We start from the raw sequence: 24,158 nt of genomic DNA on the forward strand, positions 1-24,158 counted from the left end.
CAAGAAAGGTACATCTCAGATGAATGCGATTTCTCGCCTCGCTACTGTCATTTCTGTCGCCTCCCTGTTCCCGCTCGCAATTCTGCCTCTCAGTGTTTCCGCTGCCGAATCCAAAGGTTCGGTCGAAGTCGTGCACTGGTGGACGTCCGGTGGCGAAAAAGCTGCCGTTGATGTGCTCAAGGCGCAAGTCGAAAAAGACGGTTTCACCTGGAAAGACGGCGCTGTCGCCGGTGGTGGCGGTGCCACTGCCATGACCGTGCTGAAAAGCCGTGCCGTTGCCGGCAACCCGCCTGGCGTTGCTCAGATCAAAGGCCCGGACATCCAGGAATGGGCATCGACCGGCCTGCTCGACACCGACGTGTTGAAAGACGTCGCCAAGTCGGAAAAGTGGGACAGCCTGCTCGACAAGAAAGTCTCCGATACCGTGAAGTACGACGGTGATTACGTGGCCGTACCGGTGAACATTCACCGTGTGAACTGGCTGTGGATCAACCCGGAAGTGTTCAAGAAAGCCGGTATCGAAAAAGCCCCGACCACCCTCGAAGAATTCTACGCAGCCGGCGACAAGCTGAAAGCGGCAGGTTTCATCCCGCTCGCTCACGGCGGTCAACCTTGGCAGGACAGCACCGTGTTCGAAGCCGTGGTGCTGTCGGTCATGGGCGTTGATGGCTACAAGAAAGCCCTGGTTGACCTGGACAACGCCGCGCTGACCGGTCCGGAAATGGTCAAGGCACTGACCGAACTGAAGAAAGTCGCGACCTACATGGACGTCGACGGCAAAGGCCAGGACTGGAACCTGGAAGCGGCCAAGGTCATCAATGGCAAGGCCGGCATGCAGATCATGGGCGACTGGGCCAAGTCCGAATGGACTGCCGCGAAGAAAATCGCCGGCAAGGATTACCAGTGCGTCGCCTTCCCGGGCACCGACAAGGCGTTCACCTACAACATCGACTCGCTGGCCGTGTTCAAGCAGAAGGACGCAGGCACTGCGGCCGGTCAGCAGGACATCGCCAAAGTCGTGCTGGGTGAAAACTTCCAGAAAGTCTTCAGCATCAACAAAGGCTCGATCCCGGTTCGCAACGACATGTTGAACAACATGGAAGCGCTGGGCTTCGACTCCTGCGCACAGACAGCTGCCAAGGACTTCCTGGCAGATGCCAAGTCTGGCGGCCTGCAACCAAGCATGGCGCACAACATGGCGACCACGCTGGCGGTGCAAGGCGCGTTCTTTGATGTCGTGACCAACTACATCAACGACCCGAAAGCCGATCCGGCCGACACCGCCAAGAAACTTGGCGCGGCGATCAAGTCCGCTAAATAAGCATCGGTAGCGCAGGCCCCTCCTGTGGGAGCGGGCTTGCTCGCGAAGGCGTTGTATCAGTTGCTCCATCCGTCGACTGACTCACCGCATTCGCGAGCAAGCCCGCTCCCACAAGGGATCTCACTGTAGTTTTTATTCCCTGTACTGGATTTCCCCATGAGTTCTGTTGCTGTGTTCAGCAAGGCCTCGCCGTTCGATGCATTGCAACGCTGGCTACCCAAACTGGTGCTGGCGCCGAGCATGTTCATCGTGCTGGTGGGCTTCTATGGCTACATCCTGTGGACGTTCGTGCTGTCGTTCACCACTTCGACGTTCCTGCCCAACTACAAGTGGGCGGGCCTGGCGCAATACGCGCGGTTGTTCGACAACGACCGTTGGTGGGTCGCGAGCAAGAACCTTGCGGTGTTCGGCGGCATGTTCATCGGCATCACTCTGGTGATCGGTGTGTTGTTGGCAGTGTTTCTCGACCAGCGCATCCGTCGCGAAGGCTTTATCCGCACCATTTACCTGTATCCGATGGCGCTCTCGATGATCGTCACCGGTACCGCGTGGAAATGGCTGCTCAACCCGGGCATGGGCCTGGACAAATTGTTGCGGGACTGGGGCTGGGAAGGCTTCCGTCTCGACTGGCTGATCGACCCCGATCGCGTGGTCTACTGCCTGGTGATCGCCGCTGTCTGGCAAGCCTCGGGCTTCATCATGGCGATGTTCCTCGCCGGCCTGCGCGGCGTTGATCAATCGATCATTCGTGCCGCGCAGATCGATGGCGCGAGCATGCCGATGATCTACTGGAAAGTGGTGCTGCCAAGCCTGCGTCCGGTGTTCTTCAGTGCGGTGATGATCCTCGCCCACATTGCGATCAAGAGTTTCGACCTCGTCGCGGCGATGACCGCCGGTGGTCCGGGGTACTCCTCCGACCTGCCCGCGATGTTCATGTATTCCTTCACCTTCAGTCGCGGCCAGATGGGCATGGGCTCGGCCAGTGCGATTCTGATGCTCGGTGCGATCCTCGCGATCATTGTGCCTTACCTGTATTCCGAGCTGAGGACCAAGCGTCATGACTAGTCTCGCTGCCAAACCTGCTATCAGCCTGAGTCGCGTCGCGATCTACGCGGTGCTGATCATCGCCGTACTGCTTTATCTGGTGCCGCTTGTGGTCATGTTGCTGACCAGCTTCAAGACCCCGGAAGACATCAGCACCGGCAACCTGCTGAGCTGGCCGACCGTGGTCAGCGGCATCGGCTGGATCAAGGCCTGGGCCACCGTTGATGGCTATTTCTGGAACTCGATCAAGATCACCGTGCCAGCCGTGATCATCTCCACCGGCATCGGTGCACTGAACGGTTATGTGCTGTCGTTCTGGCGCTTTCGCGGTTCGCAGTTGTTCTTCGGTCTGCTGTTGTTCGGCTGCTTCCTGCCGTTCCAGACCGTGCTGCTGCCGGCCTCGTTCACCCTCGGCAAGATGGGCCTGGCGAGCACCACCACCGGTCTGGTGTTCATCCACGTGGTCTACGGTCTGGCGTTCACCACGCTGTTCTTCCGTAACTACTACGTGAGCATTCCTGATGCGCTGGTGAAGGCTGCACGTCTCGACGGTGCGGGTTTTTTCACGATTTTCCGCCGCATCATTCTGCCGATGTCGACGCCGATCATCATGGTCTGCCTGATCTGGCAATTCACGCAGATCTGGAACGACTTCCTGTTCGGCGTGGTGTTCTCCAGCGGTGATTCGCAACCGATCACGGTGGCGTTGAACAACCTGGTCAACACCAGCACCGGCGCCAAGGAATACAACGTTGATATGGCAGCGGCGATGATCGCCGGCCTGCCGACCCTGCTGGTCTATGTGGTCGCAGGCAAGTATTTCGTGCGCGGGCTGACGGCCGGCGCGGTCAAGGGGTAATCATGGCAACGCTCGAACTTCGCAACGTAAACAAGACCTACGGTGCCGGCCTGCCGGACACCCTGAAAAACATCGAACTGTCGATCAAGGACGGTGAGTTCCTGATCCTCGTCGGCCCGTCTGGCTGCGGCAAATCGACGTTGATGAACTGCATCGCCGGTCTGGAAACCATCACCGGCGGCGCGATCATGATCGGTGACCAGGACGTCAGCGGCATGAGCCCGAAGGATCGCGACATCGCCATGGTGTTCCAGTCCTACGCGCTGTACCCGACCATGAGCGTGCGCGAGAACATCGAGTTCGGTCTGAAGATCCGCAAGATGCCTCAAGCGGCGATCGACGAAGAAGTCGCGCGCGTGGCCAAGCTGCTGCAGATCGAACATTTGCTGAACCGCAAGCCGGGTCAGCTCTCCGGGGGGCAACAGCAGCGTGTGGCAATGGGCCGTGCACTGGCGCGTCGGCCGAAGATCTATCTGTTCGATGAGCCACTGTCCAACCTCGACGCCAAGCTGCGCGTCGAGATGCGCACCGAAATGAAACTGATGCACCAGCGCCTGAAAACCACCACGGTCTACGTGACCCACGATCAGATCGAAGCGATGACCCTGGGCGACAAGGTTGCGGTGATGAAGGACGGCATCATTCAGCAGTTCGGCACGCCGAAAGAGATCTACAACAATCCGGCCAACCTGTTCGTGGCGAGCTTCATCGGTTCGCCGCCGATGAACTTCATTCCGCTGCGTCTGCAACGCAAGGACGGTCGTCTGCTGGCGCTGCTCGACAGCGGCCAGGCCCGTTGCGAGTTGCCGATGAGCATGCAGGACGCCGGTCTCGAAGATCGCGAAGTGATCCTCGGCCTGCGCCCGGAGCAGATCGTTCTGGCGAACGGCGAGGGCAATGGCTTGCCAGGCATCCGCGCCGAAGTGCAGGTCACCGAGCCGACTGGTCCGGACACCCTGGTGTTCGTCAATTTGAACGACACCAAAGTCTGCTGCCGATTGGCGCCAGACGTGGCACCGCAGGTGGGCGAGAACCTGACGCTGCAATTCGATCCGTCGAAAGTGTTGTTGTTCGATGCCAACACCGGTGAGCGCCTCGGCACTGCCGGCCAATCGCAGACCGATGCGCGGTCTGCGAACGTGGCGCAATTCAAAGGCCGCTGAAGAACAAAATGTGGGAGCGGGCTTGCTCGCGAAAACGGTCTGACATGCAGCATTGATGTCGCCTGATACACCGCATTCGCGAGCAGTCTCGCTCCCACAGGGGAGCACGCGGTGGATTGCCTGTGATTCATCGCACTTTATGTAAACCGCGTTAGATAAAAACAGTTAATAACAATAAAGACGAGGATGTAGGGATGAAAAAGAAACACGTCAATGCCCGGTTGATCTGCCAAGTGTCAGCTGCGGCGGCATTGGTGCTGGCCGGTAACGCCATGGCGGCGGATGCCTTCAGCTCCGACTCGAAATGGATGACCGGTGACTGGGGTGGCGAGCGTACCAAGCTGATCGAGCAGGGTATCGACATCAAGGCTGACTACGTCGGGGAAGTCGGTGGCAACCTGAACGGTGGCTACAACGACGACAAGACCGCGCGTTACGCTGACCAGTTCGGTCTGGGCGTGGCACTCGATCTGCAAAAACTGTGGGGCTGGGATAACACCCAGGCGAAGATCCAGCTGACCAACCGTAACGGCTACAACATCTCCAACGACCGCGTTGGCGATCCGCGTGCCGGCACCTTGAGTTCTTCGCAAGAAGTTTACGGCCGTGGCCACATGGTGCGTCTGACCCAGTTGTGGATTCAGCACCAGTTCTTCGACAACAAACTTGACGTCAAGGCCGGTTACTTCGGTGAAGGCGAAGACTTCAACACCTTCCCGTGCGACTTCCAGAACCTGGCGTTCTGCGGTTCCCAAGTGGGTAACTGGGCAACCAATATCTGGTACAACTGGCCCGTCAGCCAGGCCGCAATCCGCGTGAAGTACAACATCAATGACGAGCTCTACGCGCAGATCGGTGCGTACAACCAGAACCCGTCGCAGCTGGAACACGGTAACGGCTTCAAACTCAGCGGCAGCGGCACCAAAGGGACTGTGTTGCCGGTCGAGCTGGTCTGGTCGCCGAAGGTCAACAGCCTGCCGGGCGAATACCGCGTCGGTTACTACAAGAGCACGGCGGATGCTGATGACGTCCGTGAAGATGTCAACGGTTTCGACGCCGCCACCACTGGCAACGCCTACAAAACCCATAGCAGCAAAAGCGGCTACTGGTTCGTGGCGCAACAGCAACTCACCAGCCACAACGGTGATGCCTCGCGCGGTCTGAACATCGCCGCCAACGCCACCTTCCACGACAAGGACACCAACTTCATCGACAACTACCAGTCGGTGATGTTTGTCTACAAAGGCCCGTTCGACGCGCGTCCGAAGGATGACGTCGGGATCGGCGCGGCGCGTATTCACGTCAACGATGACGTGAAGAAAAACGCCGAGCTGCTGAACGTTTCCAACGGTGTTTCGGATTACGACAACCCGGTGTTCTCGCCGATTCGTGAAACCGAATACAACTACGAGATCAATTACGGCTTCCACGTCACCAACTGGCTGACCGTGCGTCCTAACCTGCAGTACATCACTCACCCGGGTGGTGTGGATGAAGTGGACAACGCATTGGTCGCTGGCCTGAAAATTCAGTCTACGTTCTAACGCGTCTGCGATAAGCTCCTCTCTATGTGCGCATATTTGCGGACAGCCAAGGCTGTCCGCTTTTTTTTGGGGCCAGGCGCCGCCCTGTGAAAGACGAGTTCAGGATCGTGGCAAATGCATGAGCATCCGCTGCAACGCTTCTTCAAATCCCTGCGTGAACAACCGGTGTTCGCCTGGGAGCGCTATCAGATGCGCGACGTGTTGGTGATTGATCATCCGCTGTGTCAGGCGGTGTTCAGTCGTCAGGGCGCGCAGTTACTGCACTTTCAGCCGCGCGGGCAAAAGCCGTGGCTGTGGTGTGCGGCAAAGTGGCCGCATGTCGGTGCTATTCGCGGTGGTGTGCCGGTGTGTTGGCCGTGGTATGGCCGTCATCCCAGCGAAAACGCATGGCCGTCCCATGGCTGGGCGCGTCTGCTCGACTGGAAGTTGCTCGACAGCAGCAGCGCCGACGATGGCGTGCGCCTGCACTGGCAATTGCAGCTGTGCGACTGGCAGGTCGACCTGCACGCGCACCTGGGTGAGCGCATGGAATTACGCCTGAGCACCGAGCATCAGGATGACATGCCGTGCCAGTTGAGCCAGGCGTTGCATGCTTACTGGCGTATTGGCGATGTCGGTGAGATAGCGCTGTCTGGGCTCGAAGGGGCGCAGGGTTATGACCAGTTGAATCGCCAGATTTGTCAGCAGGAAGGTGAGTTGCGGGTGGATGGCGGCTGTCAGCGGGTGTTCCAGCATGACGGCGAATTGCAGCTCAAGGATCACGCCTGGCAGCGCGAGTTGTGCATCGATACCGGCGACAGCGCCGACACGGTGGTCTGGCATCCCGGGGCGCGGCCGTTGTTGGGTGTGACGTGGGACGAGATTTCGGAGTTTGTCTGCGTGGAAGCGGCGGCGGGTGGGACTGATAGCTTGCATCTGGCGCCGGGGGAGAAGGCGCATTTGAGTTTGCAGGCGTGGGCGGCGGCTTGATTCAGAATCTTGTGGGGAATCGGCTGGCCCCTTCGCGAGCAAGCCCGCTCCCACAGGGGAACGCATTCCAAATGTGGGAGCGGGCTTGCTCGCGAAGAGGCCGGATCAGTTGAACTCATCCCCAACCGGATACCGGCTGGCATTCAGGCTCTCTTTGATCTTGCGCAAATGCGGCTGGAAATCCACGCCACGGCGCAAGGTCATCCCGGTTGCCAGTACATCCAGCACCGTCAACTGAATGATCCGCGAAGTCATCGGCATGTAGATGTCGGTGTCTTCCGGCAGCGGAATGTTCAGGCTCAAGGTACTCGCCTTGGCCAGCGGCGAATTCTCCGCCGTCAGACCCAACACCGAAGCGCCGTTCTCGCGAGCAATGCGCGCCACTTCCACCAGTTCACGGGTGCGGCCGGTGTAGGAAATGATCACGAACAACTCACCAGTGTGCGCCACCGACGCAATCATCCGCTGCATCAGCACATCGGCATGAGCGGTGACGGCGAGGTTGAAACGGAAGAACTTGTGCTGCGCATCCAGCGCCACCGGTGCCGAAGCCCCAAGTCCGAAAAAGTGGATCTGCCGTGCCTGAATCAACAGGTCGACGGCGCGGCTGATCAGGTTCGGATCGAGTGCCTGACAAGCGCTGTCGAGCGAGGCGATGGCGCTGCCGAAAATCTTCTGCGTATACGCCTCGGGATTGTCGTCGGCCTCGACTGCGCGGCTGACATAGGCCGCGCCACTGGCCAGGCTCTGGGCCAATTGCAGTTTCAGTTCGGGATAGCCGCTGACACCGAACGAACGGCAGAAACGGTTGACCGTCGGTTCGCTCACCGAGGCCGCCTGGGCGAGGGCGGCGATGCTGAAGCGGGTGGCCTGCTGCGGGTTGAGCAGAATCACTTCGGCGACTTTGCGTTCGGCCTTGTTCAGCTCTTCAAGGCGACTCTGGATCTGTTCCAGTAAATTTCGCACGCGATCCATATGGAATTCCTAATTCACCTGCGCAAGGGTGCGCCGGGCTATGCAAATTGGGCCTTTGATATGGCCCGTAACGGTGGCCTATCCTACTGATGGCTCCGACCGACCACCACTCGGAATCTGTATTTTGCGAAAATGTTGTAGTTATTACTACATTTTCCCTTGAGTGATGCCTTGAAAAAAGGTATTTGTAGCTTAACTTGATAAAAGAACAAACATCATGCCTTCGATTACGGTTGAACCGTGCACCTTTGCCTTGTTCGGCGCTCTTGGCGATCTCGCCCTGCGCAAGCTGTTTCCTGCCCTTTATCACCTCGATGGCGCCGATCTGCTGCACGAGGACACGCGGATTATCGCGCTGGCCCGTGAAGACGGCACCGAGCAGCAGCACCTGGCGTTCATCGCCGCCGAACTGCGCCGCTATGTCGGCAAAGAGCTGAGCGAAGCCGTAGCCGAACGTTTTCTCGCTCGCCTGACTTACCTGCACGTCGACTTCCTCAAGGCTGAAGACTATGTGGCGCTGGCCGAGATGGCCGGCAGCACGCAACGCATGATTGCCTACTTCGCCACACCGGCCGCGGTGTATGGCGCGATCTGCGAGAATCTGGCGAACGTCGGTCTGGCGGAAAACACCCGCGTGGTGCTGGAAAAACCGATTGGCTCCGACCTGGAATCGTCGCGCAAGGTTAACGACGCCGTGGCGCAGTTCTTCCCGGAGAACCGCACCTATCGCATCGACCACTACCTGGGTAAAGAAACCGTTCAGAACCTGATCGCCCTGCGTTTCGCCAACAGCCTGTTCGAAACCCAGTGGAACCAGAATTACATCTCCCACGTGGAAATCACCGTGGCCGAGAAGGTTGGCATCGAAGGCCGTTGGGGCTACTTCGACAAGGCCGGCCAACTGCGCGACATGATCCAGAACCACCTGTTGCAGTTGCTCTGCCTGATCGCCATGGACCCGCCGGCAGACCTGTCCGCCGACAGCATCCGTGACGAAAAGGTAAAAGTGCTCAAGGCCCTCGCGCCGATCAGTCCGGAAGGCCTGACCACGCAAGTGGTGCGCGGCCAGTACATCGCCGGGCACAGCGAAGGCAAATCCGTACCGGGTTACCTCGAAGAACCGAACTCCAACACCCAGAGCGATACCGAAACGTTCGTCGCTCTGCGCGCCGACATCCGCAACTGGCGCTGGGCCGGTGTGCCGTTCTACCTGCGTACCGGCAAGCGTATGCCGCAGAAGCTGTCGCAGATTGTCATCCACTTCAAGGAACCGTCGCACTACATCTTCGCCCCCGAGCAGCGCCTGCAGATCAGCAACAAACTGATCATCCGCCTGCAACCGGACGAAGGCATTTCCTTGCGCGTGATGACCAAAGAGCAGGGCCTGGATAAAGGCATGCAACTGCGCAGCGGCCCGCTTCAGCTGAATTTTTCCGACACCTGGCGTAGCGCGCGGATACCCGATGCCTACGAGCGGTTGTTGCTGGAAGTGATGAACGGCAATCAGAACCTGTTTGTCCGTAAAGATGAAATCGAAGCCGCGTGGAAGTGGTGTGACCAGTTGATCGCCGGGTGGAAAAAATCCGGTGACGCGCCCAAGCCGTATGCGGCCGGGTCGTGGGGGCCGATGAGCTCCATTGCATTGATCACGCGGGACGGGAGGTCGTGGTATGGCGATATCTGATGTGCAACTGCCGGCGGGCGTGAATGCCCACGAATTCAAGAGCCCGGTGCTGTTGGCCGAAGGTCTGGCGCTGAACGTCGCCAAGCAATTGAGCGAGGCCATTGCAGCACGCGGCAACGCGGTGTTGGTGGTGTCCGGCGGTCGTAGCCCGGTGGCGTTTTTCCAACACCTGGCGAAGCAGGAACTGGACTGGTCGAAGGTCGTCGTGACCCTCGCCGACGAGCGTTGGGTACCGGTGGAACACGCCGACAGCAATGCCGGTCTGCTCAAGCAATACCTGCTCAAAGGCCCGGCGGCCAAGGCGCAGTTCCTCAGTCTGTACAGCGCAGCGGCGAATGTTGAACAGGCTGCCGAGCAGGCTGACCGCTTGCTCGCCGAACTGCCGCCGATTGACGTGCTGGTACTGGGCATGGGCGATGACGGCCACACGGCGTCGCTGTTCCCGGACAGCCCGAACCTCGCTGAAGCCCTGCAAGCCGATGGCACCCGCCGTTGCTGGCCGATGCTGGCGCCGAGCGTGCCACGTCAGCGCCTGACCATGAGCCGTGCGCTGCTCGCTTCAGCCAAACACAAGATTCTGTCGATTTCCGGTCAGTCGAAACTGACCACCCTGAATGCCGCGCTGGCATCCGATGACGTCGCGGCCATGCCGGTGCGCGCGTTTCTGCAATCCACGTTAGAGATTTACTGGTGCCCATGAGCCAAGGAACAGCCGCTATGACAACCCCATCCCCGACCGTTTCCATGGCGGACAAAGTTGCCCTGATCGACAGCCTCTGCGCCAAGGCGCGGATTCTGCCGGTGATCACCATCGCCCGCGAACAGGACGTGCTGCCTCTGGCCGACGCTCTGGCCGCCGGTGGCCTCACCGCGCTGGAAGTGACCCTGCGTTCGCAGTTCGGCCTCAAGGCCATCCAGATCCTGCGCGAACAGCGCCCGGAACTGATGACCGGTGCCGGCACCGTGCTGGATCGCAACATGCTGGCCGCTGCGGAGGCGGCGGGTTCGCAGTTCATCGTCACGCCGGGCATTACCCGTGACTTGCTCGAAGCCAGCGTCGATAGCCCGATTCCGCTGTTGCCGGGTATCAGCAACGCTTCCGGCATCATGGAAGGCTACGGCCTGGGTTATCGCCGCTTCAAGCTGTTCCCGGCTGAAGTCAGCGGTGGCGTGGCAGCGATCAAAGCCCTTGGCGGCCCGTTCGGTGAAGTGAAATTCTGCCCGACTGGCGGCGTCGGTCCGGCCAACATCAAGAGCTACATGGCGCTGAAAAACGTCATGTGCGTGGGCGGTAGCTGGATGCTTGATCCGGAGTGGATCAAGAACGGCGACTGGGCCCGTATTCAGGAATGCACCGCCGAAGCGTTGGCGCTGCTGGACTGATTGTTACCAGACACTTCGTTGTGTGTTCTACGGCTTTACGGTGCGCTTGGTCGGTGCACCGTTTTTTTTGCCCCAACGAAAGCGCCGAGCGCCCACCCTGTGGAGCTTGCGCAAACGGCGATCTGTTGATCCCGCTTCAAAAGCCAAGGCCAAGGCCTGACGACCGAAGCCTTTGGTATCGCCTGCCGTTACGCTGCGATACATAGTTACTGCACGGCGGCTTTTGCGTGGCGCTAATCTGCGTTCTTCTTATGGAAGAGGAACGTGTCATGGATCAAGACTCAACACCCACACCACCCACGGTGTATCAACTGGCTCCCGAACAGGTCGCCGGGCCGTTTTTCCGAAATCCGCGATTGCTGCGCCGCAACATCAGCGAAGGTGCAGAAGGCTTGCCGTTGCTGTTGCGCCTGAGCATCGTCGATGCGATGACCGGTGAACCGGTCTGCGGTGCGCTGGTGGATATCTGGCATTGCAATGCGCGCGGGGCATATTCGGGCTGGAGCCGGATCAACCCGGACATTGAGGTGGATGCCGAAGCCATTGGCTCGATCCCGCGCACCGACGACGATACCTACCTGCGCGGCAGCCAGTTCTCCGATTCCAAGGGGCGGGTGCGCTTCACTACGATCTACCCGGGTTTCTATGCCGGTCGCACACTGCATATTCACGTGGCGGTGCGCATGGTCGCCGGCAGACAATACCTCGATGAACGCAATGTGGCCTGGGTCGGCCAACTGTATTTTCCCGAGGTCGTCTCGCGCTCCGTGCTCAATGCCAAAGCCTATCGCGGGCGAGCGGCGCCAGTGTTGAGCAACGCCGAAGACAGCTTCTACGCCGAGATGGGCGGCGAGGCCTCGACCCTCACTGTCTGGCCGGTGGGCCGCGATAGCCATGAGGACGGCTACTTCGGGCACCTGACCATCGGCATCGATACCTTTGCGGTGTCGTCGCAGATCAAACCCGAGGATTTCGACAAATACACCGTCTAGGCCATCAACGCAGTTCGTTGATGGCGCGGGTGAGCATTTGCATGTCGGCGGCGGTGGTGGTCAGCCCCGGCGTGATGCGAATGCACGGCCCGCACGCGGAGCCATTGCGCACCACGGTGAACAGATCGAATTCGTTGAGCAAGCGCTCGACCATCAGCTGTTGATCGTCGTGGCGGGTGAAGCGCAGCGCGGTGATTGCGCAATACAGTCGCGGATCGTCTGGTGTCAGCACGTCGATGCCCGGCAAGTGCCGCACGGCAGTGACCCACAGGTTGCGCAGATAGTTGAGTCGAGCACCTTTGGCTGCCGCGCCACCAAGCGAACGGTGTTCCTCGAAGACCAGTGGCAAGGTCATCAGCGCCGGGATATTCGGCGTACTGTGCGAGGTGCGGGCGCGGATGTCAGTGACCGGGTAATGCATTTCGCCCATGTCCGGGTCGATGTCGGCCAGACGCTGCGGCGAGATATAAAGGAAGCCGAGTGTCAGCGGTGCGCCGATCCACTTGTGCAGGTTGTACCCGGCAAAAGCAATACCCAGTGCTTCCAGGTCGAATTCGATCTGGCCCAGGGCGTGGGCGCCATCAAGGATGATGTCGATCCCGTGCTCCTTGGCCAATGCCGCAATCGCTTCCACCGGCATCACCAGGCCGGTGCGATGGGTGACGTGGGTCAGGGCCATCAGTTTGAGTTTCGGGTGGCGGACGAAGGTTTCGCGATACGTTTCCAGCAGGCTGTCGAACGTCGCGGGGTGCGCGTGGGCAATCTCGATCACCTCGACGCCGCGATGCCTGGCCAGCCAGCGCATGGCGCCTTTGACCGTGTCGTATTCGAGGTCACAGATCAGCACCTGATCGCCCGGTTGCAGGCGGTTGTAGTTACGGATCAGCGATTGCAGGCCGTCAGTGGCATTGCGGGTGAACGCAACGCTTTGCGCACGCACGCCGATGAGCTCGGCCAGTTGAGCGCGAATGTCGAGGATGTCGAATTGCTCGAAGCGCTGGCGCACGTACACCGAGTTGCTGGTGTTGATCAGCTCGACATTGCGCTGGTACTCCTCGATCACCGTGCGGGACATACGCCCGAAGTAACCGTTTTCCAGGTTCACCGGGCCGGGTTGAATGTCGTAGCGGTCGGCGAACGTCTGCCAGAAGGCTTCGTCACGGGCGCGGCGGGTGTTATCGGGCATGGTCGTGGACTCGAAAGGAGGAGGGCGCTTCAGTGGCGCGGGGCAGGTTTGCCGTGTTTGGCGCGCAGCGGTTCGAGCAAGTCCGACAAGCCGTTGTGATCGATCTCCTGCATCAGTGCGAGCAGGCCGCCGAGTTCACCGTTGGGGAAACCTTCGCGAGCGAACCAGTTCAGGTAAGGCCCCGGCAGGTCGGCAATGATCCGCCCCTTGTACTTGCCGAAGGGCATCTCGCGGGTGATCAGCAATTCGAGTTTTTCGGGATTCATCAGTGAGATCGTCTGGCTTCAAATCAGATTGGAAAATACAGGCATTCTGCATGCAGGCCAAATGACAGATCATGCAAATAACCGCAATACAGATAGTTCAATTGTATTTAACTTGTTGATTTGTAAGTGATTATCGGTTTCTAAAAAGCTGGCACGCACACTGCAATATCCCTTGCATCTTCAACCGACCGCAAGGAATTGAAAAATGACCGACATGAATAAAGAAGCCATCTCTGTACTCAATGACCTGATTGAAACCAGCAAGGACGGTCAGGAAGGGTTCAAGACTTGCGCCGAAGACATCAAGCATCCTGAACTGAAAACCCTGTTCACCACCCGCTCTGCCGATTGCGCGACGGCGGCTGCTGAATTGCAGGCCGAAGTTCGCAAGCTGGGCGGCGATCCGGAAACTTCCACCAGCGTCAGCGGTGACCTGCACCGTCGTTGGGTCGACGTCAAAGCCATGTTCACCGGCAAAGACGAAGAGGCTGTACTGAACGAAGCCGAGCGCGGTGAAGACCATGCCCTGAAGGCTTATCGTGAAGCCATCGAAAAGATCAACAAGCACAACCTGGTGGGCATTCGTGATCTGGTTGAACGCCAGTACCACGGCGTACAGCGCAACCACGATCAGGTGAAAGCCTTGCGTAACCAGGCTCGCGCCCGTTCGTAAGCTTCACTGAAACAAAATGTGGGAGCGGGCCTGCTCGCGAAGAGGTGGCGTCAGCAACATATCGTTGCATGACACACCGCATTCGCGAGCAGGCTCGCTCCCACTTTTTTTGTGCAGCCCGGTCAGCCGATGCTGATCGCCGGCAGCGTCGGCAACGTCACCGTCTGCTGTTTGCGCGGCGCGAGGATTTCCGCCTCACCATCCACTACCAGCTCATCACGCTGATTGAACACGCGAGTGGCGATGCGCACGCGGAATTTTGGCAACTTCTCGAGAATCTCCAGGCGCACGGTCAGGGTGTCGCCAATCTTCACCGGCTTCTGAAAGCTCATCTGCTGACCGATGTAAATGGTGCCCGGCCCAGGCAATTCGCAAGCCACGGCAGCGCTGATCAGCGCGCCACTGAACATGCCGTGAGCGATGCGCTCCTTGAACATGCTGGCCGCGGCGAATTCGGCGTCCAGGTGCACCGGGTTGTGGTCGCCCGACATGGCGGCGAACAACTGGATGTCACGCTCTTCGACAGTCTTGCTGTAGCTGGCGGTCTGGCCGACTTCGAGGGCTTCGTAAGGGATGTTGGTAACCTGGGTCATCGGTCTTGATTCCTGTGACGGATTAGATAAATCCACAAAAAATTATTCGCTGCGGTGAGGACGCGGATGGCTCAGCACCTGGTCGATCCAGGCCAGCACATCGGCGATCACTTCGTCGCGATTGGTTTCGTTGAACAATTCGTGCCGGGCCTGCGGGTAGATCTTCAGTTGCAGGTTCTGGCTGCCGGCCGCACGCAAGGCGTTGGCCAGATCTGTCAGACGCTTGCCCTCGCTTACCGGATCACATTCGCCGCCGATCACCAGCAGCGGCAGGCCCGGGTCGATCTGGGCGAGATTGGACGCTTTGCTGATTTGCTGCAAGCCGCCGAGCAGGTCGATCCACAGCTGATTGGTGCAGCGAAAGCCGCATAGCGGATCGTTGGCGTACTTGTCGACTTCGGCGGGATCGCGGCTCAGCCAGTCGAACGGCGTGCGCACGGGTTTGAATTTCTTGTTGAACGAGCCGAACGACAACCACTCGATCAGGGCGCTGCGCCCCTTGGCGCCCTGACGCAGTTTTTCCAGTCGGGCGATCTGCCGAGCGGCGCCATACAGCGCCACCGGCTGGAAATTCGAACCGCTGAGAATCGCTCCGTTCAGGCTGGCGCTGTGATGCAGCAAATAGGCCTGCGCCAGGTAGCTGCCCATGCTGTGGCCGAGCAGGATAATCGGCACGCCGGGGTGCTGCTGGCCGATGTGTTGATTGAGGCTGGCCAGATCACCGACCACCTTGCACCAGCCATCCTCGTCGGCGAAATGCCCACGGGTGCCGATATCGGCGGTTCTGCCATGTCCACGCAAATCCGGGGCGTACACCCCGTAACTTTTGTCGCAAAACATGTCGGCCAATCGCGTGTAGCGACCACTGTGTTCAGCCATGCCGTGGGCCAGCAGAATCACCGCTTTCAACGGGGCCGCCGGCAGCCACCGGTTGATGAACAGGCGGCTGCGGTCACTCGCGTCCAGCCATAGCGTGTCGTGGATCATGGCGATTCCTTTGCTCAGAGTCGGAACATTGTATAGCGCGTCTGATCAGCCCACGCCACGGCAGGAAGATTCACACGATCAATGAGGCCTTTGCTCATATTTGCCTGTATGGCCATAACTGCTAGTGTCCGTGAAGCTCCGCTTTTTCAGAAATGACAGAAAGCGGCCCGGATCGGCTCAGGTAAAGAGGACAAGAACAATGCAACCTGATTTCTGGAATGACAAACGCCCGGCCGGCGTACCGCTGGACATCGACATGGGGGAGTTCAAGTCGGTGATCGAGGTGTTTGAGCGTTCCTGCAAGAAGTTCGCGGATCGCCCGGCCTTCAGCAACATGGGCGTGACCATGACCTACGCCGAGCTGGAGCGCTACAGCGCCGCTTTCGCCGGATACCTGCAAGCCCACACTGACCTGGCGCCAGGTGATCGCATCGCGGTGCAGATGCCCAACGTTCTGCATTACCCGATTGCCGTGTTCGGCGCCTTGCGCGCCGGGCTGATCGTGGTCAACACCAACCCGCTGTACACCGCGCGGGAAATGCGTCACCAGTTCAAGGATTCCGGGGCGCGAGCGCTGGTGTACCTGAACATGTTCGGCCAGAAAGTCCAGGAAGTGCTGCCCGACACCGATATCCAGTACCTGATCGAAGCGAAGATGGGCGACCTGATGCCCACCGCCAAAGGTTGGCTGGTCAACACCGTGGTCAGCAAAGTGAAGAAAATGGTCCCTGACTATTCACTGCCGCAGGCTGTCTCCTTCAAGCGTGCGCTGCGCATGGGCCGGGGTTTGGGTATCAAGCCGCTGAAGGTCAGCCTCGACGACATCGCGGTGTTGCAGTACACCGGTGGTACCACCGGCCTGGCCAAGGGCGCGATGCTCACCCACGGCAATCTGGTTGCCAATATGCAGCAGGTTCGCGCCTGCCTTGCGCAGTTGGGCCCGGACGGCCAGCCGCTGCTGCGTGAAGGGCAGGAAGTCATGGTGGCGCCGCTGCCGCTGTACCACATCTATGCTTTCACGGCGAACTGCATGTGCATGATGGTTTCGGGCAACCACAACGTGCTGATCACCAATCCACGGGATATTGCCGGCTTCATTAAAGAGCTGAAGAACTGGCGTTTCTCGGCGCTGCTCGGCTTGAACACGCTGTTCGTTGCGTTGATGGAGCATCCCGACTTCAAGACTCTGGATTTCTCCAGCCTCAAGCTCACCAACTCCGGCGGCACCGCGCTGGTCAAAGCCACCGCCGAACGCTGGGAGCAGATGACCGGCTGCCGCATCACCGAAGGCTATGGCCTGACCGAAACTTCACCGGTGGCCTGCACCAACCCCTATGGTGACCAGTCACGGCTCGGCACGGTCGGCCTGCCGGTGCCGGGGACGCTGCTCAAAATCATTAGCGATGACGGCGTCGAGCAGCCGATGGGCGAGCGCGGCGAGTTGTGCATCAAGGGCCCGCAGATCATGAAAGGCTACTGGAACAAACCGGAAGCCACCGCCGAAGTGCTGGACGCCGAGGGCTGGTTCAAGTCCGGTGATATCGCGGTGATCGAGCCCGATGGCTTCGTGCGCATCGTTGATCGCAAGAAAGACATGATCATCGTCTCCGGTTTCAACGTGTATCCGAACGAGATTGAAGACGTGGTCATGGCTCATCCGAAAGTCGCCAACTGTGCGGTGATCGGCGTGCCGGACGAGCGTTCGGGAGAGGCGGTGAAGCTGTTTGTGGTGGCGCGGGAAACCGGCGTGAGCCTCGAAGAGCTGAAGGCGTACTGCAAAGAGAATTTCACTGCCTACAAAGTGCCCAAGCACATCGTGCTGCGTGAGTCGTTGCCAATGACGCCGGTCGGCAAAATCCTGCGGCGTGAGTTGCGCGATATCGCGTAGGGCTTGACCGCTGCGCTTCGCGCATTCGCGAGCAGGCTCGCTCCCACAGGGTTGTCGGTAATCCTGTGGGAACGAGAGTGCTCGCGAATTTTTGTTTCAGGCCCCGAAAACCGGGGCTTTCAGGGTGATATAGGATTTTTGCTCTAAAATGACTGTTAGCAAGTCTTGAGTCACTAATATGACTGTATGGGCCGCTTTTGGCTCTAGTCGACCCTCGGCAAAGCTGCTACTCTCGGCGCGCTTTTGTGACTTCTCGGCCTATCTGAAAGCCAGATTCACCAATACAAAACACACACCAATAATAATCGCATCAAATGCGGTGAAGAATTCGCGTTGCTGAGGAGTGGGCTTCCATGATCGAAGACTTTTGGAAGGATAAATACCCGGCTGGAATTGCTGCCGAGATCAATCCAGACGAGTATCCGAACATTCAGGCAGTGTTGAAGCAATCCTGCCAACGCTTCGCCAACAAACCGGCTTTCAGCAACCTGGGCAAGACAATCACCTACGGTGAACTGTACGAATTGTCCGGTGCATTTGCCGCGTATCTGCAACAGCATACCGACTTGCAGCCCGGTGATCGAATCGCCGTGCAACTGCCCAACGTTCTGCAGTACCCGGTCGCCGTCTTCGGTGCGATCCGTGCCGGACTGATCGTGGTCAACACCAACCCGCTGTACACCGCGCGGGAGATGGAACACCAGTTCAACGACTCCGGTGCCAAAGCCCTTGTCTGCCTGGCGAACATGGCGCACCTGGCCGAGGCCGTGGTGCCTAAAACCGGCGTCAAACACGTCATCGTCACTGAAGTGGCCGACCTGCTCCCGCCGATCAAGCGCCTGCTGATCAACAGCGTCATCAAATACGTGAAGAAGATGGTGCCGGCGTATCACCTGCCGAAGGCCGTCAAGTTCAACGATGTGTTGAGCAAAGGCCAGGGCCAGCCTGTGGCCGAAGCCAACCCCAACAGTGGCGATGTCGCGGTGCTGCAATACACCGGCGGCACCACCGGCGTGGCCAAGGGCGCGATGCTGACTCACCGCAACCTCGTCGCCAACATGCTGCAGTGCAAGGCGCTGATGGGCTCCAACCTCAATGAAGGTTGCGAGATCCTGATCACGCCGCTGCCGCTGTACCACATCTACGCGTTTACCTTTCATTGCATGGCGATGATGCTGATCGGCAACCACAACATCCTCATCAGCAACCCGCGTGATCTGCCGGCGATGGTCAAGGAATTGTCGAAGTGGAAGTTCAGCGGCTTCGTTGGCCTCAACACGCTGTTTGTGGCCCTGTGCAACAACGAAGGCTTCCGCAAGCTCGATTTCTCGGCATTGAAAGTCACCCTGTCGGGCGGCATGGCCCTGCAACTGGCCGCCGCTGAACGCTGGAAAGCGGTCACCGGTTGCGCGATCTGTGAAGGTTACGGCATGACCGAAACCAGCCCGGTGGCCACGGTCAACCCGATCCAGAACATCCAGATCGGCACCATCGGCATCCCGGTGCCGTCGACCCTGTGCAAAGTCATCGACGATGCCGGTGTCGAGCAGCCGCTGGGCGAAATCGGCGAGCTGTGTGTCAAAGGCCCGCAAGTGATGAAGGGCTACTGGCAGCGTCAGGAAGCCACTGATGAGATGCTCGACAGTGATGGCTGGCTGAAAACCGGCGACATCGCGCTGATCCAGCCGGACGGCTACATGCGCATTGTTGATCGCAAGAAAGACATGATTCTGGTCTCCGGTTTCAACGTCTACCCGAATGAACTGGAAGACGTGCTGGCAACCCTGCCGGGCGTGTTGCAGTGCGCGGCCATCGGCGTACCGGACGAGAAGTCGGGCGAGGCGATCAAGATCTTCATCGTCGCCAAACCGGGAGTGACGCTGACCAAGGAGCAGGTGATGGAGCACATGCGCGCCAACGTCACGGGCTACAAGGTGCCGCGCTCGGTGGAATTCCGCGATGCGCTGCCCACCACCAACGTCGGCAAGATCCTGCGCCGTGAGTTGCGTGATGAAGAGCTGAAGAAGATCAAGGCGAAGACCGCCGCTTAAAACACCAAGCCCCGCAGATGCGGGGCTTTTTGTTGGTGCAGACTGTAGATGCACGACGCCTGTGAAGCCGTCTTCGCAAGCGGGCTCGCTCCCACTTTTGCCCGTATTTCAACTGACGGAACGCGGTTGAATGTGGGAGCGGGCTTGCTCGCGAAGCTCTGGCTTTTTCTGTTACTGACGGAACGGCGCGAAATTCACGTTGGTCCCCGCCGGACGCATGTCCTGCAGATACGAATCCTTGTCCGCACTCAATTCCAGGCTCAGCGCCGCTTTGCGCTTGCCTTCATTGCGAATCACCAGTCCTTCGAGCTTTTCGCGCAGGAACACCGTCGGCACTTTCAGGTGCAGCAGTTCGTCGGTGGCCGGGGTGTGCATCAGCAGGTGAATCCACTCGTACTGGCCCACAGCCAGGCGCGACACCGGCAGGTCGAACCACCAGATGTTGCGGTTACGGTTCAGTTCGGCGAAGTGGCAGTTGTTGGTGCCGAGCACGGCGCCGCCCAGTTCCTGGTTGCGACGGGCGATGGCCTGCTTTTTATCGAGTTTCATAACATTCCTGCGGGATCGGTCTCAGGCGCATGGCGCCCCTGTGCTGCGCATTCTCGGGGCAATGCCGGCAAACATAAAGCCCAACCTGCGCGTCGCGACGAAATGAGGCGCTGAAAATAAATGAAACTTGGCTCAAACCCGACCAGTCAATCATTACGTAATGACTTTTCCCCCTTAATGCATCACGGAGAAACACCATGAGTAGCACAGGCGATAAAGTAAAAGGCATGGCCAACGAAGCCGTCGGCAACATCAAGCAAGGCGTCGGTAAAGCGACCGACAACAGCAAGCTGCAAGCCGAAGGCAAGATTCAAGAGAAAAAAGGCGAAGCCCAGCAAGCCGTCGGCAACGCCAAGGACGCCGTCAAGAAAGGTGTCGACAAGGCATAATTCGGCCTTGATCGAAATACGGGAACGGCCATCGGAGGATGGCCGTTTTTGTGTCGAAATCCTGCTGGCACCCATCGGGGGTCGCCAAACAGGCTACGGTGATGTAATAAACGGCCCCTGAGTCGCCACGACTTCAACCTGAAATGCGGCGAAAGGAGACGCGAATGATATTTCCGGACATGAAAGGTCTGCCCCTGCACCGGGTGATGGTGCGCACGGTCACTGAGTTCGTCGATGACGAAATGTCGACCTACGCCTCGGCACTGGCCTACCAGATGCTGTTCTCGCTGTTCCCGTTCATTCTGTTCCTGATTGCCCTGATCGGTTTCCTGCACCTGCCGGACTTCTTCTCCTGGCTGCGCCTGCAATCGGAACTGGTGCTGCCGCCACAGGCGCTGGAACAGGTCAATCCGGTGATCGACCAGTTACAGCAGTCCAAGGGCGGCTTGCTCTCGGTCGGTATCGTCATCGCGTTGTACACCGCCTCAGCCGGCGTGCGCCTGATGATGAGCGCCATGAATGCGGCGTATGACGTTGTTGAAGGGCGGCCGATCTGGAAGCGTTTCCCCCTGTCGATTTTCTACACCGTCGGCATTGCCGGCATGTTGCTGGTGGCTGCCGCGCTGATGGTGCTCGGGCCGCAGGTGATGGGCTGGATCGCCGCGCAAGTGGGGCTGGAAGAAGTCATCGTGACAATCTGGACGATTGCGCGCTGGCCGGTGATCGTGATTCTGATGATGGTCGCCGTCGCGCTGATCTACTACGTGATGCCCGACGTCAAACAGGAATTTCGCTTCATCACGCCGGGTTCAGTACTGGCCGTGGTGGTGTGGATCATTGCCTCCTTGGGCTTTGCGTTCTACGTCAAAACCTTCGCCAACTACAACGCGATGTATGGCAGCATCGGGGCGATCATCGTGCTCTTGCTGTATTTCTACATCTCCGCTGCGGTGTTGTTGCTCGGCGCGGAGATGAACGCGGTGATCGAGCACATGTCCAGCGAGGGCAAGGACACGGGCGAGAAAGTCCCCGGCGAACTCAATGAACAACCCAAACAACATGTCTCGGGCCTGGGCCGCGATCATTCGCTCAAGCCGGACACTGACGAAGCCAAATCATGATCCGTGAAATCCTCAAAATGGGCGATGAGCGCCTGCTGCGCATCGCCCCGCCCGTGCCACCGGAGATGTTCGACAGCCCGGAACTGTGGCAACTGATCGACGACATGTTCCAGACCATGGAAAGCGTCGGTGGTGTCGGCCTTGCCGCGCCGCAGATCGGCGTCGACCTGCAACTGGTGATTTTCGGTTTCGAGCACAGCGAACGCTATCCGGACGCCGAAGCGGTGCCGCAGACAATCCTGATCAATCCGTTGATCACACCGTTGAATACGCTTATGGAAGAAGGCTTTGAAGGCTGCCTGTCGGTGCCAGGACTGCGTGGCGCGGTGGATCGTTTTCAGCAGATTCGCTATGAAGGGTTCGATCCGAAGGGCGAGCCGATTGTGCGCGTCGCCTCGGGGTTTCACGCGAGAGTGGTGCAGCACGAATGCGATCACCTGATCGGTCGGCTGTACCCGTCGCGCATCACCGATTTCAGCAAGTTCGGTTTTACCGAAGTGATGTTCCCCGACCTTGATCCAGCGGCTGACGGTTAAACCCGCCAACACTCCAGAACCCTGTGGGAGCGAGCAAGCCTGCTCCCACATGGGTTTTACGTCAGATTAAAGGTCTCAGTTCCATCGCGATCATCGGCTTGCTCCGCGCATACCGGCTCAACCGCTCAGCCATCGCCTGGGGCAGGGCAGGGTCGAAGGTGAATCCGCGCCGCTCGTAAAATCCGCGCAAATCCGGGTGACAGAACAGCCACACCGGCTCGCTCACATCCTGCACCGCCGCTGCAATCAACTGCGCCGCAATCCCCTGTTCGCGACACCGCGGATCAACAAACAATCCCGTCAACCAATGCCCACCCGCCACCGGCCGCAAACACAACGCGGCGACAATTTCGTCGCGACGGGCCACCCACAGTTGCGCATCGCGCACGGCTTTCATCGAAGACTGGTGACCGCGGTAAAACTTGTTCATCAAAGGCCAGAGTGAATCGTCGAGCAGGCGGTAATGGGTATCGGGCATGGGATCGGACTGTCGGTGGTTTTCGCCGCGATTATAAAAGAACGCAGGCGTCTGGATAGGTGTATACCTGAGGTCACATCCCCTGTGAGTGGAGTACCCATCATGTCCAAAGGTATGGATTCAAAAAAGGCCGCAAAAAAGAAGCCGGCCAAGACCGCGATTGAAAAACGTGCGGAGAAGAAGGCCAAGAAGGTCGACATCTTCGGTCACTGATCAAACCTTTCGGAAGCCCGTTCCCCGGGCTTCCACACATCGATGCCGCCCACCGCAAGCAAGCGTCCGCCACGGCATTGTTTCTCCCCGCGCTGAACCGATTCTTGTGCAAAAAGTGCCAGATACTGGCCGACTAGTGGCCTTGCGCAAGGCTTCGCGCTGTCTATGCTTCCCTGTAACTAACTATGCCGACCGTGCACGGTTAGTGTGTGAATTCATGCTGCCAGAGTGCGCAACTCAAGGCACCGACACTGAACCAACAAGGAGCGTCGCTTACATGGAAGTTCTTCAACGCGTTAGGGCTGGCCCGCTTGCGGGCTATCAAGAGAAGGATGTCTTGATTAGAGCGTCGCTGCATGGATGCTCGGATTAAACATCATTTATCACCTGACAACTTCCTCCCGTGGAGGAATGCGTGTGCCTGTTCTGTGGAATCCATTGGTGGATCTTGAAAGACCTGAACTTTCATCAAATCAAAAGACCGCGCGGAAGGTGATAGAACCATGTTCAACCTACATCACAAGGCTGACCTGCAGGAAATCGAGCGTTTCAGTTGCGCTTTGACCGAAGCCAACGCCAAGCTCGAAGCGATTAGCCGTTCGATGGCGATGATCGAATTTACTCCCGAAGGCATTGTCCTGAATGCCAACGAAAACTTTTGCCGGACCATGGGATACAGCGCCGAGGAAGTGCGCGGCAAACATCACCGGGTGTTCTGTGAAGAGGCGTATTACCGCAGCGAGGAATACGCCAAGTTATGGCGGGACCTGGCCCGGGGAGAGCCGATCAGCGGCACGTTTCTGCGCTTGAACAAAAGCGGCAAGGAGATCTGGCTTGAGGCCAGTTACATGCCGGTGTATGGCGCGGACAAACAAGTCAAAAGTGTAATCAAAGTCGCGGCAGACATCACCGCACGGGTCAATAAAGAGCACGAAGAAGAAAGCATGCTGGCGGCCATCAGTCGCTCGATGGCGGTGATCGAGTTCACCCCGGAAGGCAATGTGATTACCGCCAACGACAACTTTCTAAGGACGATGCAGTACTCGCTCAATGAAATCGTAGGCCATCACCATAGCCTGTTTTGTCACCGCTCCGAGTCCGAGTCGGCGCAATACAAGGCCTTCTGGGCTTCGCTCAATCGCGGCGAATATCACTCCCATCGTTTCGAACGCAAGAACAAGTCAGGGCAAATGGTTTATCTCGAAGCGTCTTACAACCCGCTGTTCGATACCAAGGGCCGCTTGTACAAAGTGGTGAAGTTCGCCAGCGACATCACCCAGCAGATGACCACGCT

Annotated in this window: 23 protein-coding genes and 1 pseudogene; 17 read left to right on the forward strand and 7 right to left on the reverse strand. The window is 58.8% G+C overall.

Translation table 11 applies throughout. The features are described from left to right. Positions 1 to 19 precede the first annotated feature (19 nt). From AACY19_RS07570 to AACY19_RS07595, 6 genes are all read left to right on the forward strand, one after another. The gene (locus tag AACY19_RS07570; protein ID WP_339449470.1) at positions 20 to 1,321 is read left to right on the forward strand and encodes an ABC transporter substrate-binding protein; all 1,302 of its coding nucleotides are present in this window, start codon (positions 20 to 22) and stop codon (positions 1,319 to 1,321) included. A gap of 156 nt (positions 1,322 to 1,477) precedes the next feature. Further along, complete coding sequence (locus AACY19_RS07575) at positions 1,478 to 2,386, forward strand: carbohydrate ABC transporter permease (RefSeq protein ID WP_339449472.1); 909 nt, start codon at positions 1,478 to 1,480, stop codon at positions 2,384 to 2,386. Beyond that, on the forward strand, positions 2,379 to 3,224 hold the full coding sequence (locus AACY19_RS07580) for a carbohydrate ABC transporter permease (RefSeq protein ID WP_339449474.1): 846 nt from the start codon (positions 2,379 to 2,381) through the stop codon (positions 3,222 to 3,224). The genes AACY19_RS07575 and AACY19_RS07580 overlap by 8 nt, the downstream gene beginning before the upstream one ends. A 2-nt stretch (positions 3,225 to 3,226) precedes the next feature. Then, entirely contained in the window at positions 3,227 to 4,387 is a 1,161-nt protein-coding gene (locus tag AACY19_RS07585; RefSeq protein WP_339449476.1) for an ABC transporter ATP-binding protein, read from the forward strand. Positions 4,388 to 4,581: 194 nt separating this feature from the next. Beyond that, positions 4,582 to 5,931 carry a carbohydrate porin gene (locus AACY19_RS07590; RefSeq protein WP_339449478.1) on the forward strand — a complete coding sequence of 450 codons (1,350 nt, stop codon included), beginning with the start codon at positions 4,582 to 4,584 and terminating at the stop codon, positions 5,929 to 5,931. 114 nt (positions 5,932 to 6,045) lie between these two features. Continuing rightward, positions 6,046 to 6,900, forward strand: a complete 855-nt coding sequence (locus AACY19_RS07595) for a D-hexose-6-phosphate mutarotase (RefSeq protein WP_339449479.1) — start codon at positions 6,046 to 6,048, stop codon at positions 6,898 to 6,900. 105 nt (positions 6,901 to 7,005) lie between these two features. Here AACY19_RS07595 and AACY19_RS07600 read toward each other — a convergent pair whose 3' ends face one another. Further along, complete coding sequence (locus AACY19_RS07600) at positions 7,006 to 7,866, reverse strand: MurR/RpiR family transcriptional regulator (protein ID WP_169842436.1); 861 nt, start codon at positions 7,864 to 7,866, stop codon at positions 7,006 to 7,008. Between the two features lie 226 nt (positions 7,867 to 8,092). Here AACY19_RS07600 and zwf point away from each other — a divergent pair, with 226 nt between their 5' ends. The 4 genes from zwf to AACY19_RS07620 all read left to right on the forward strand — a co-directional run bounded on the left by zwf (position 8,093) and on the right by AACY19_RS07620 (position 11,934). Beyond that, positions 8,093 to 9,559, forward strand: coding sequence for a glucose-6-phosphate dehydrogenase (zwf, locus tag AACY19_RS07605; protein ID WP_339449481.1), 1,467 nt, complete (start codon positions 8,093 to 8,095; stop codon positions 9,557 to 9,559). Next, positions 9,546 to 10,259, forward strand: a complete 714-nt coding sequence (gene pgl, locus AACY19_RS07610) for a 6-phosphogluconolactonase (RefSeq protein WP_339449483.1) — start codon at positions 9,546 to 9,548, stop codon at positions 10,257 to 10,259. The genes zwf and pgl overlap by 14 nt, the downstream gene beginning before the upstream one ends. 17 nt (positions 10,260 to 10,276) lie before the next feature. Next, the gene (locus tag AACY19_RS07615; RefSeq protein WP_016773539.1) at positions 10,277 to 10,942 is read left to right on the forward strand and encodes a bifunctional 4-hydroxy-2-oxoglutarate aldolase/2-dehydro-3-deoxy-phosphogluconate aldolase; all 666 of its coding nucleotides are present in this window, start codon (positions 10,277 to 10,279) and stop codon (positions 10,940 to 10,942) included. 269 nt (positions 10,943 to 11,211) lie between these two features. Then, positions 11,212 to 11,934 (forward strand): intradiol ring-cleavage dioxygenase, encoded by a 723-nt coding sequence (locus AACY19_RS07620; protein WP_339449485.1) that lies wholly within the window; start codon positions 11,212 to 11,214, stop codon positions 11,932 to 11,934. 4 nt (positions 11,935 to 11,938) lie between these two features. On the opposite strand, the gene AACY19_RS07625 is transcribed toward AACY19_RS07620, so the two are convergent. Both AACY19_RS07625 and AACY19_RS07630 read right to left on the reverse strand, forming a co-directional pair. Then, on the reverse strand, positions 11,939 to 13,120 hold the full coding sequence (locus AACY19_RS07625; protein WP_339449487.1) for an aminotransferase class V-fold PLP-dependent enzyme: 1,182 nt from the start codon (positions 13,118 to 13,120) through the stop codon (positions 11,939 to 11,941). A gap of 29 nt (positions 13,121 to 13,149) precedes the next feature. Next, complete coding sequence (locus AACY19_RS07630; RefSeq protein ID WP_123467122.1) at positions 13,150 to 13,386, reverse strand: DUF3820 family protein; 237 nt, start codon at positions 13,384 to 13,386, stop codon at positions 13,150 to 13,152. A 205-nt stretch (positions 13,387 to 13,591) separates the two neighbouring features. Between AACY19_RS07630 and AACY19_RS07635 the strand changes: the two genes are divergently transcribed. After that, positions 13,592 to 14,059 (forward strand): ferritin-like domain-containing protein, encoded by a 468-nt coding sequence (locus tag AACY19_RS07635; RefSeq protein WP_339449490.1) that lies wholly within the window; start codon positions 13,592 to 13,594, stop codon positions 14,057 to 14,059. A gap of 122 nt (positions 14,060 to 14,181) precedes the next feature. Here the strand turns inward: AACY19_RS07635 and AACY19_RS07640 are convergent, their stop codons facing one another. Beyond that, positions 14,182 to 14,652, reverse strand: coding sequence for a MaoC family dehydratase (locus AACY19_RS07640; RefSeq protein ID WP_003227420.1), 471 nt, complete (start codon positions 14,650 to 14,652; stop codon positions 14,182 to 14,184). A 42-nt stretch (positions 14,653 to 14,694) separates the two neighbouring features. Continuing rightward, positions 14,695 to 15,639: an alpha/beta hydrolase gene (locus tag AACY19_RS07645; RefSeq protein ID WP_339449492.1), complete on the reverse strand. Its 945-nt coding sequence runs from the start codon at positions 15,637 to 15,639 to the stop codon at positions 14,695 to 14,697. Positions 15,640 to 15,838: 199 nt separating this feature from the next. Here AACY19_RS07645 and fadD2 point away from each other — a divergent pair, with 199 nt between their 5' ends. Both fadD2 and fadD1 read left to right on the forward strand, forming a co-directional pair. Further along, positions 15,839 to 17,527 carry a long-chain-fatty-acid--CoA ligase FadD2 gene (gene fadD2, locus AACY19_RS07650; RefSeq protein WP_339449494.1) on the forward strand — a complete coding sequence of 563 codons (1,689 nt, stop codon included), beginning with the start codon at positions 15,839 to 15,841 and terminating at the stop codon, positions 17,525 to 17,527. A gap of 353 nt (positions 17,528 to 17,880) precedes the next feature. Next, the gene (gene fadD1 / locus AACY19_RS07655; protein ID WP_339449496.1) at positions 17,881 to 19,578 is read left to right on the forward strand and encodes a long-chain-fatty-acid--CoA ligase FadD1; all 1,698 of its coding nucleotides are present in this window, start codon (positions 17,881 to 17,883) and stop codon (positions 19,576 to 19,578) included. 171 nt (positions 19,579 to 19,749) lie between these two features. On the opposite strand, the gene AACY19_RS07660 is transcribed toward fadD1, so the two are convergent. Continuing rightward, positions 19,750 to 20,127 carry a hypothetical protein gene (locus tag AACY19_RS07660; RefSeq protein WP_041068691.1) on the reverse strand — a complete coding sequence of 126 codons (378 nt, stop codon included), beginning with the start codon at positions 20,125 to 20,127 and terminating at the stop codon, positions 19,750 to 19,752. 197 nt (positions 20,128 to 20,324) lie between these two features. On the opposite strand from AACY19_RS07660, the gene AACY19_RS07665 reads away from it, so the two are divergent. The 3 genes from AACY19_RS07665 to def all read left to right on the forward strand — a co-directional run bounded on the left by AACY19_RS07665 (position 20,325) and on the right by def (position 22,173). Continuing rightward, entirely contained in the window at positions 20,325 to 20,516 is a 192-nt protein-coding gene (locus tag AACY19_RS07665) for a CsbD family protein (protein WP_339449497.1), read from the forward strand. Positions 20,517 to 20,680: 164 nt separating this feature from the next. Further along, positions 20,681 to 21,637 (forward strand): YihY/virulence factor BrkB family protein, encoded by a 957-nt coding sequence (locus tag AACY19_RS07670; protein ID WP_339449499.1) that lies wholly within the window; start codon positions 20,681 to 20,683, stop codon positions 21,635 to 21,637. Next, complete coding sequence (def, locus tag AACY19_RS07675; protein WP_339449501.1) at positions 21,634 to 22,173, forward strand: peptide deformylase; 540 nt, start codon at positions 21,634 to 21,636, stop codon at positions 22,171 to 22,173. The genes AACY19_RS07670 and def overlap by 4 nt, the downstream gene beginning before the upstream one ends. Before the next feature lie 61 nt (positions 22,174 to 22,234). Here the strand turns inward: def and AACY19_RS07680 are convergent, their stop codons facing one another. Beyond that, entirely contained in the window at positions 22,235 to 22,651 is a 417-nt protein-coding gene (locus tag AACY19_RS07680) for a GNAT family N-acetyltransferase (RefSeq protein ID WP_339449503.1), read from the reverse strand. 716 nt (positions 22,652 to 23,367) lie between these two features. Here AACY19_RS07680 and AACY19_RS27875 point away from each other — a divergent pair. Next, a pseudogene (locus AACY19_RS27875) lies at positions 23,368 to 24,144 on the forward strand (PAS domain-containing protein); the annotation flags it as partial. Positions 24,145 to 24,158 lie beyond the last annotated feature (14 nt).

The organism is Pseudomonas sp. EA_5y_Pfl2_R50 (assembly GCF_963970475.1).
In the GTDB taxonomy this organism is placed as follows: Bacteria; Pseudomonadota; Gammaproteobacteria; order Pseudomonadales; family Pseudomonadaceae; genus Aquipseudomonas.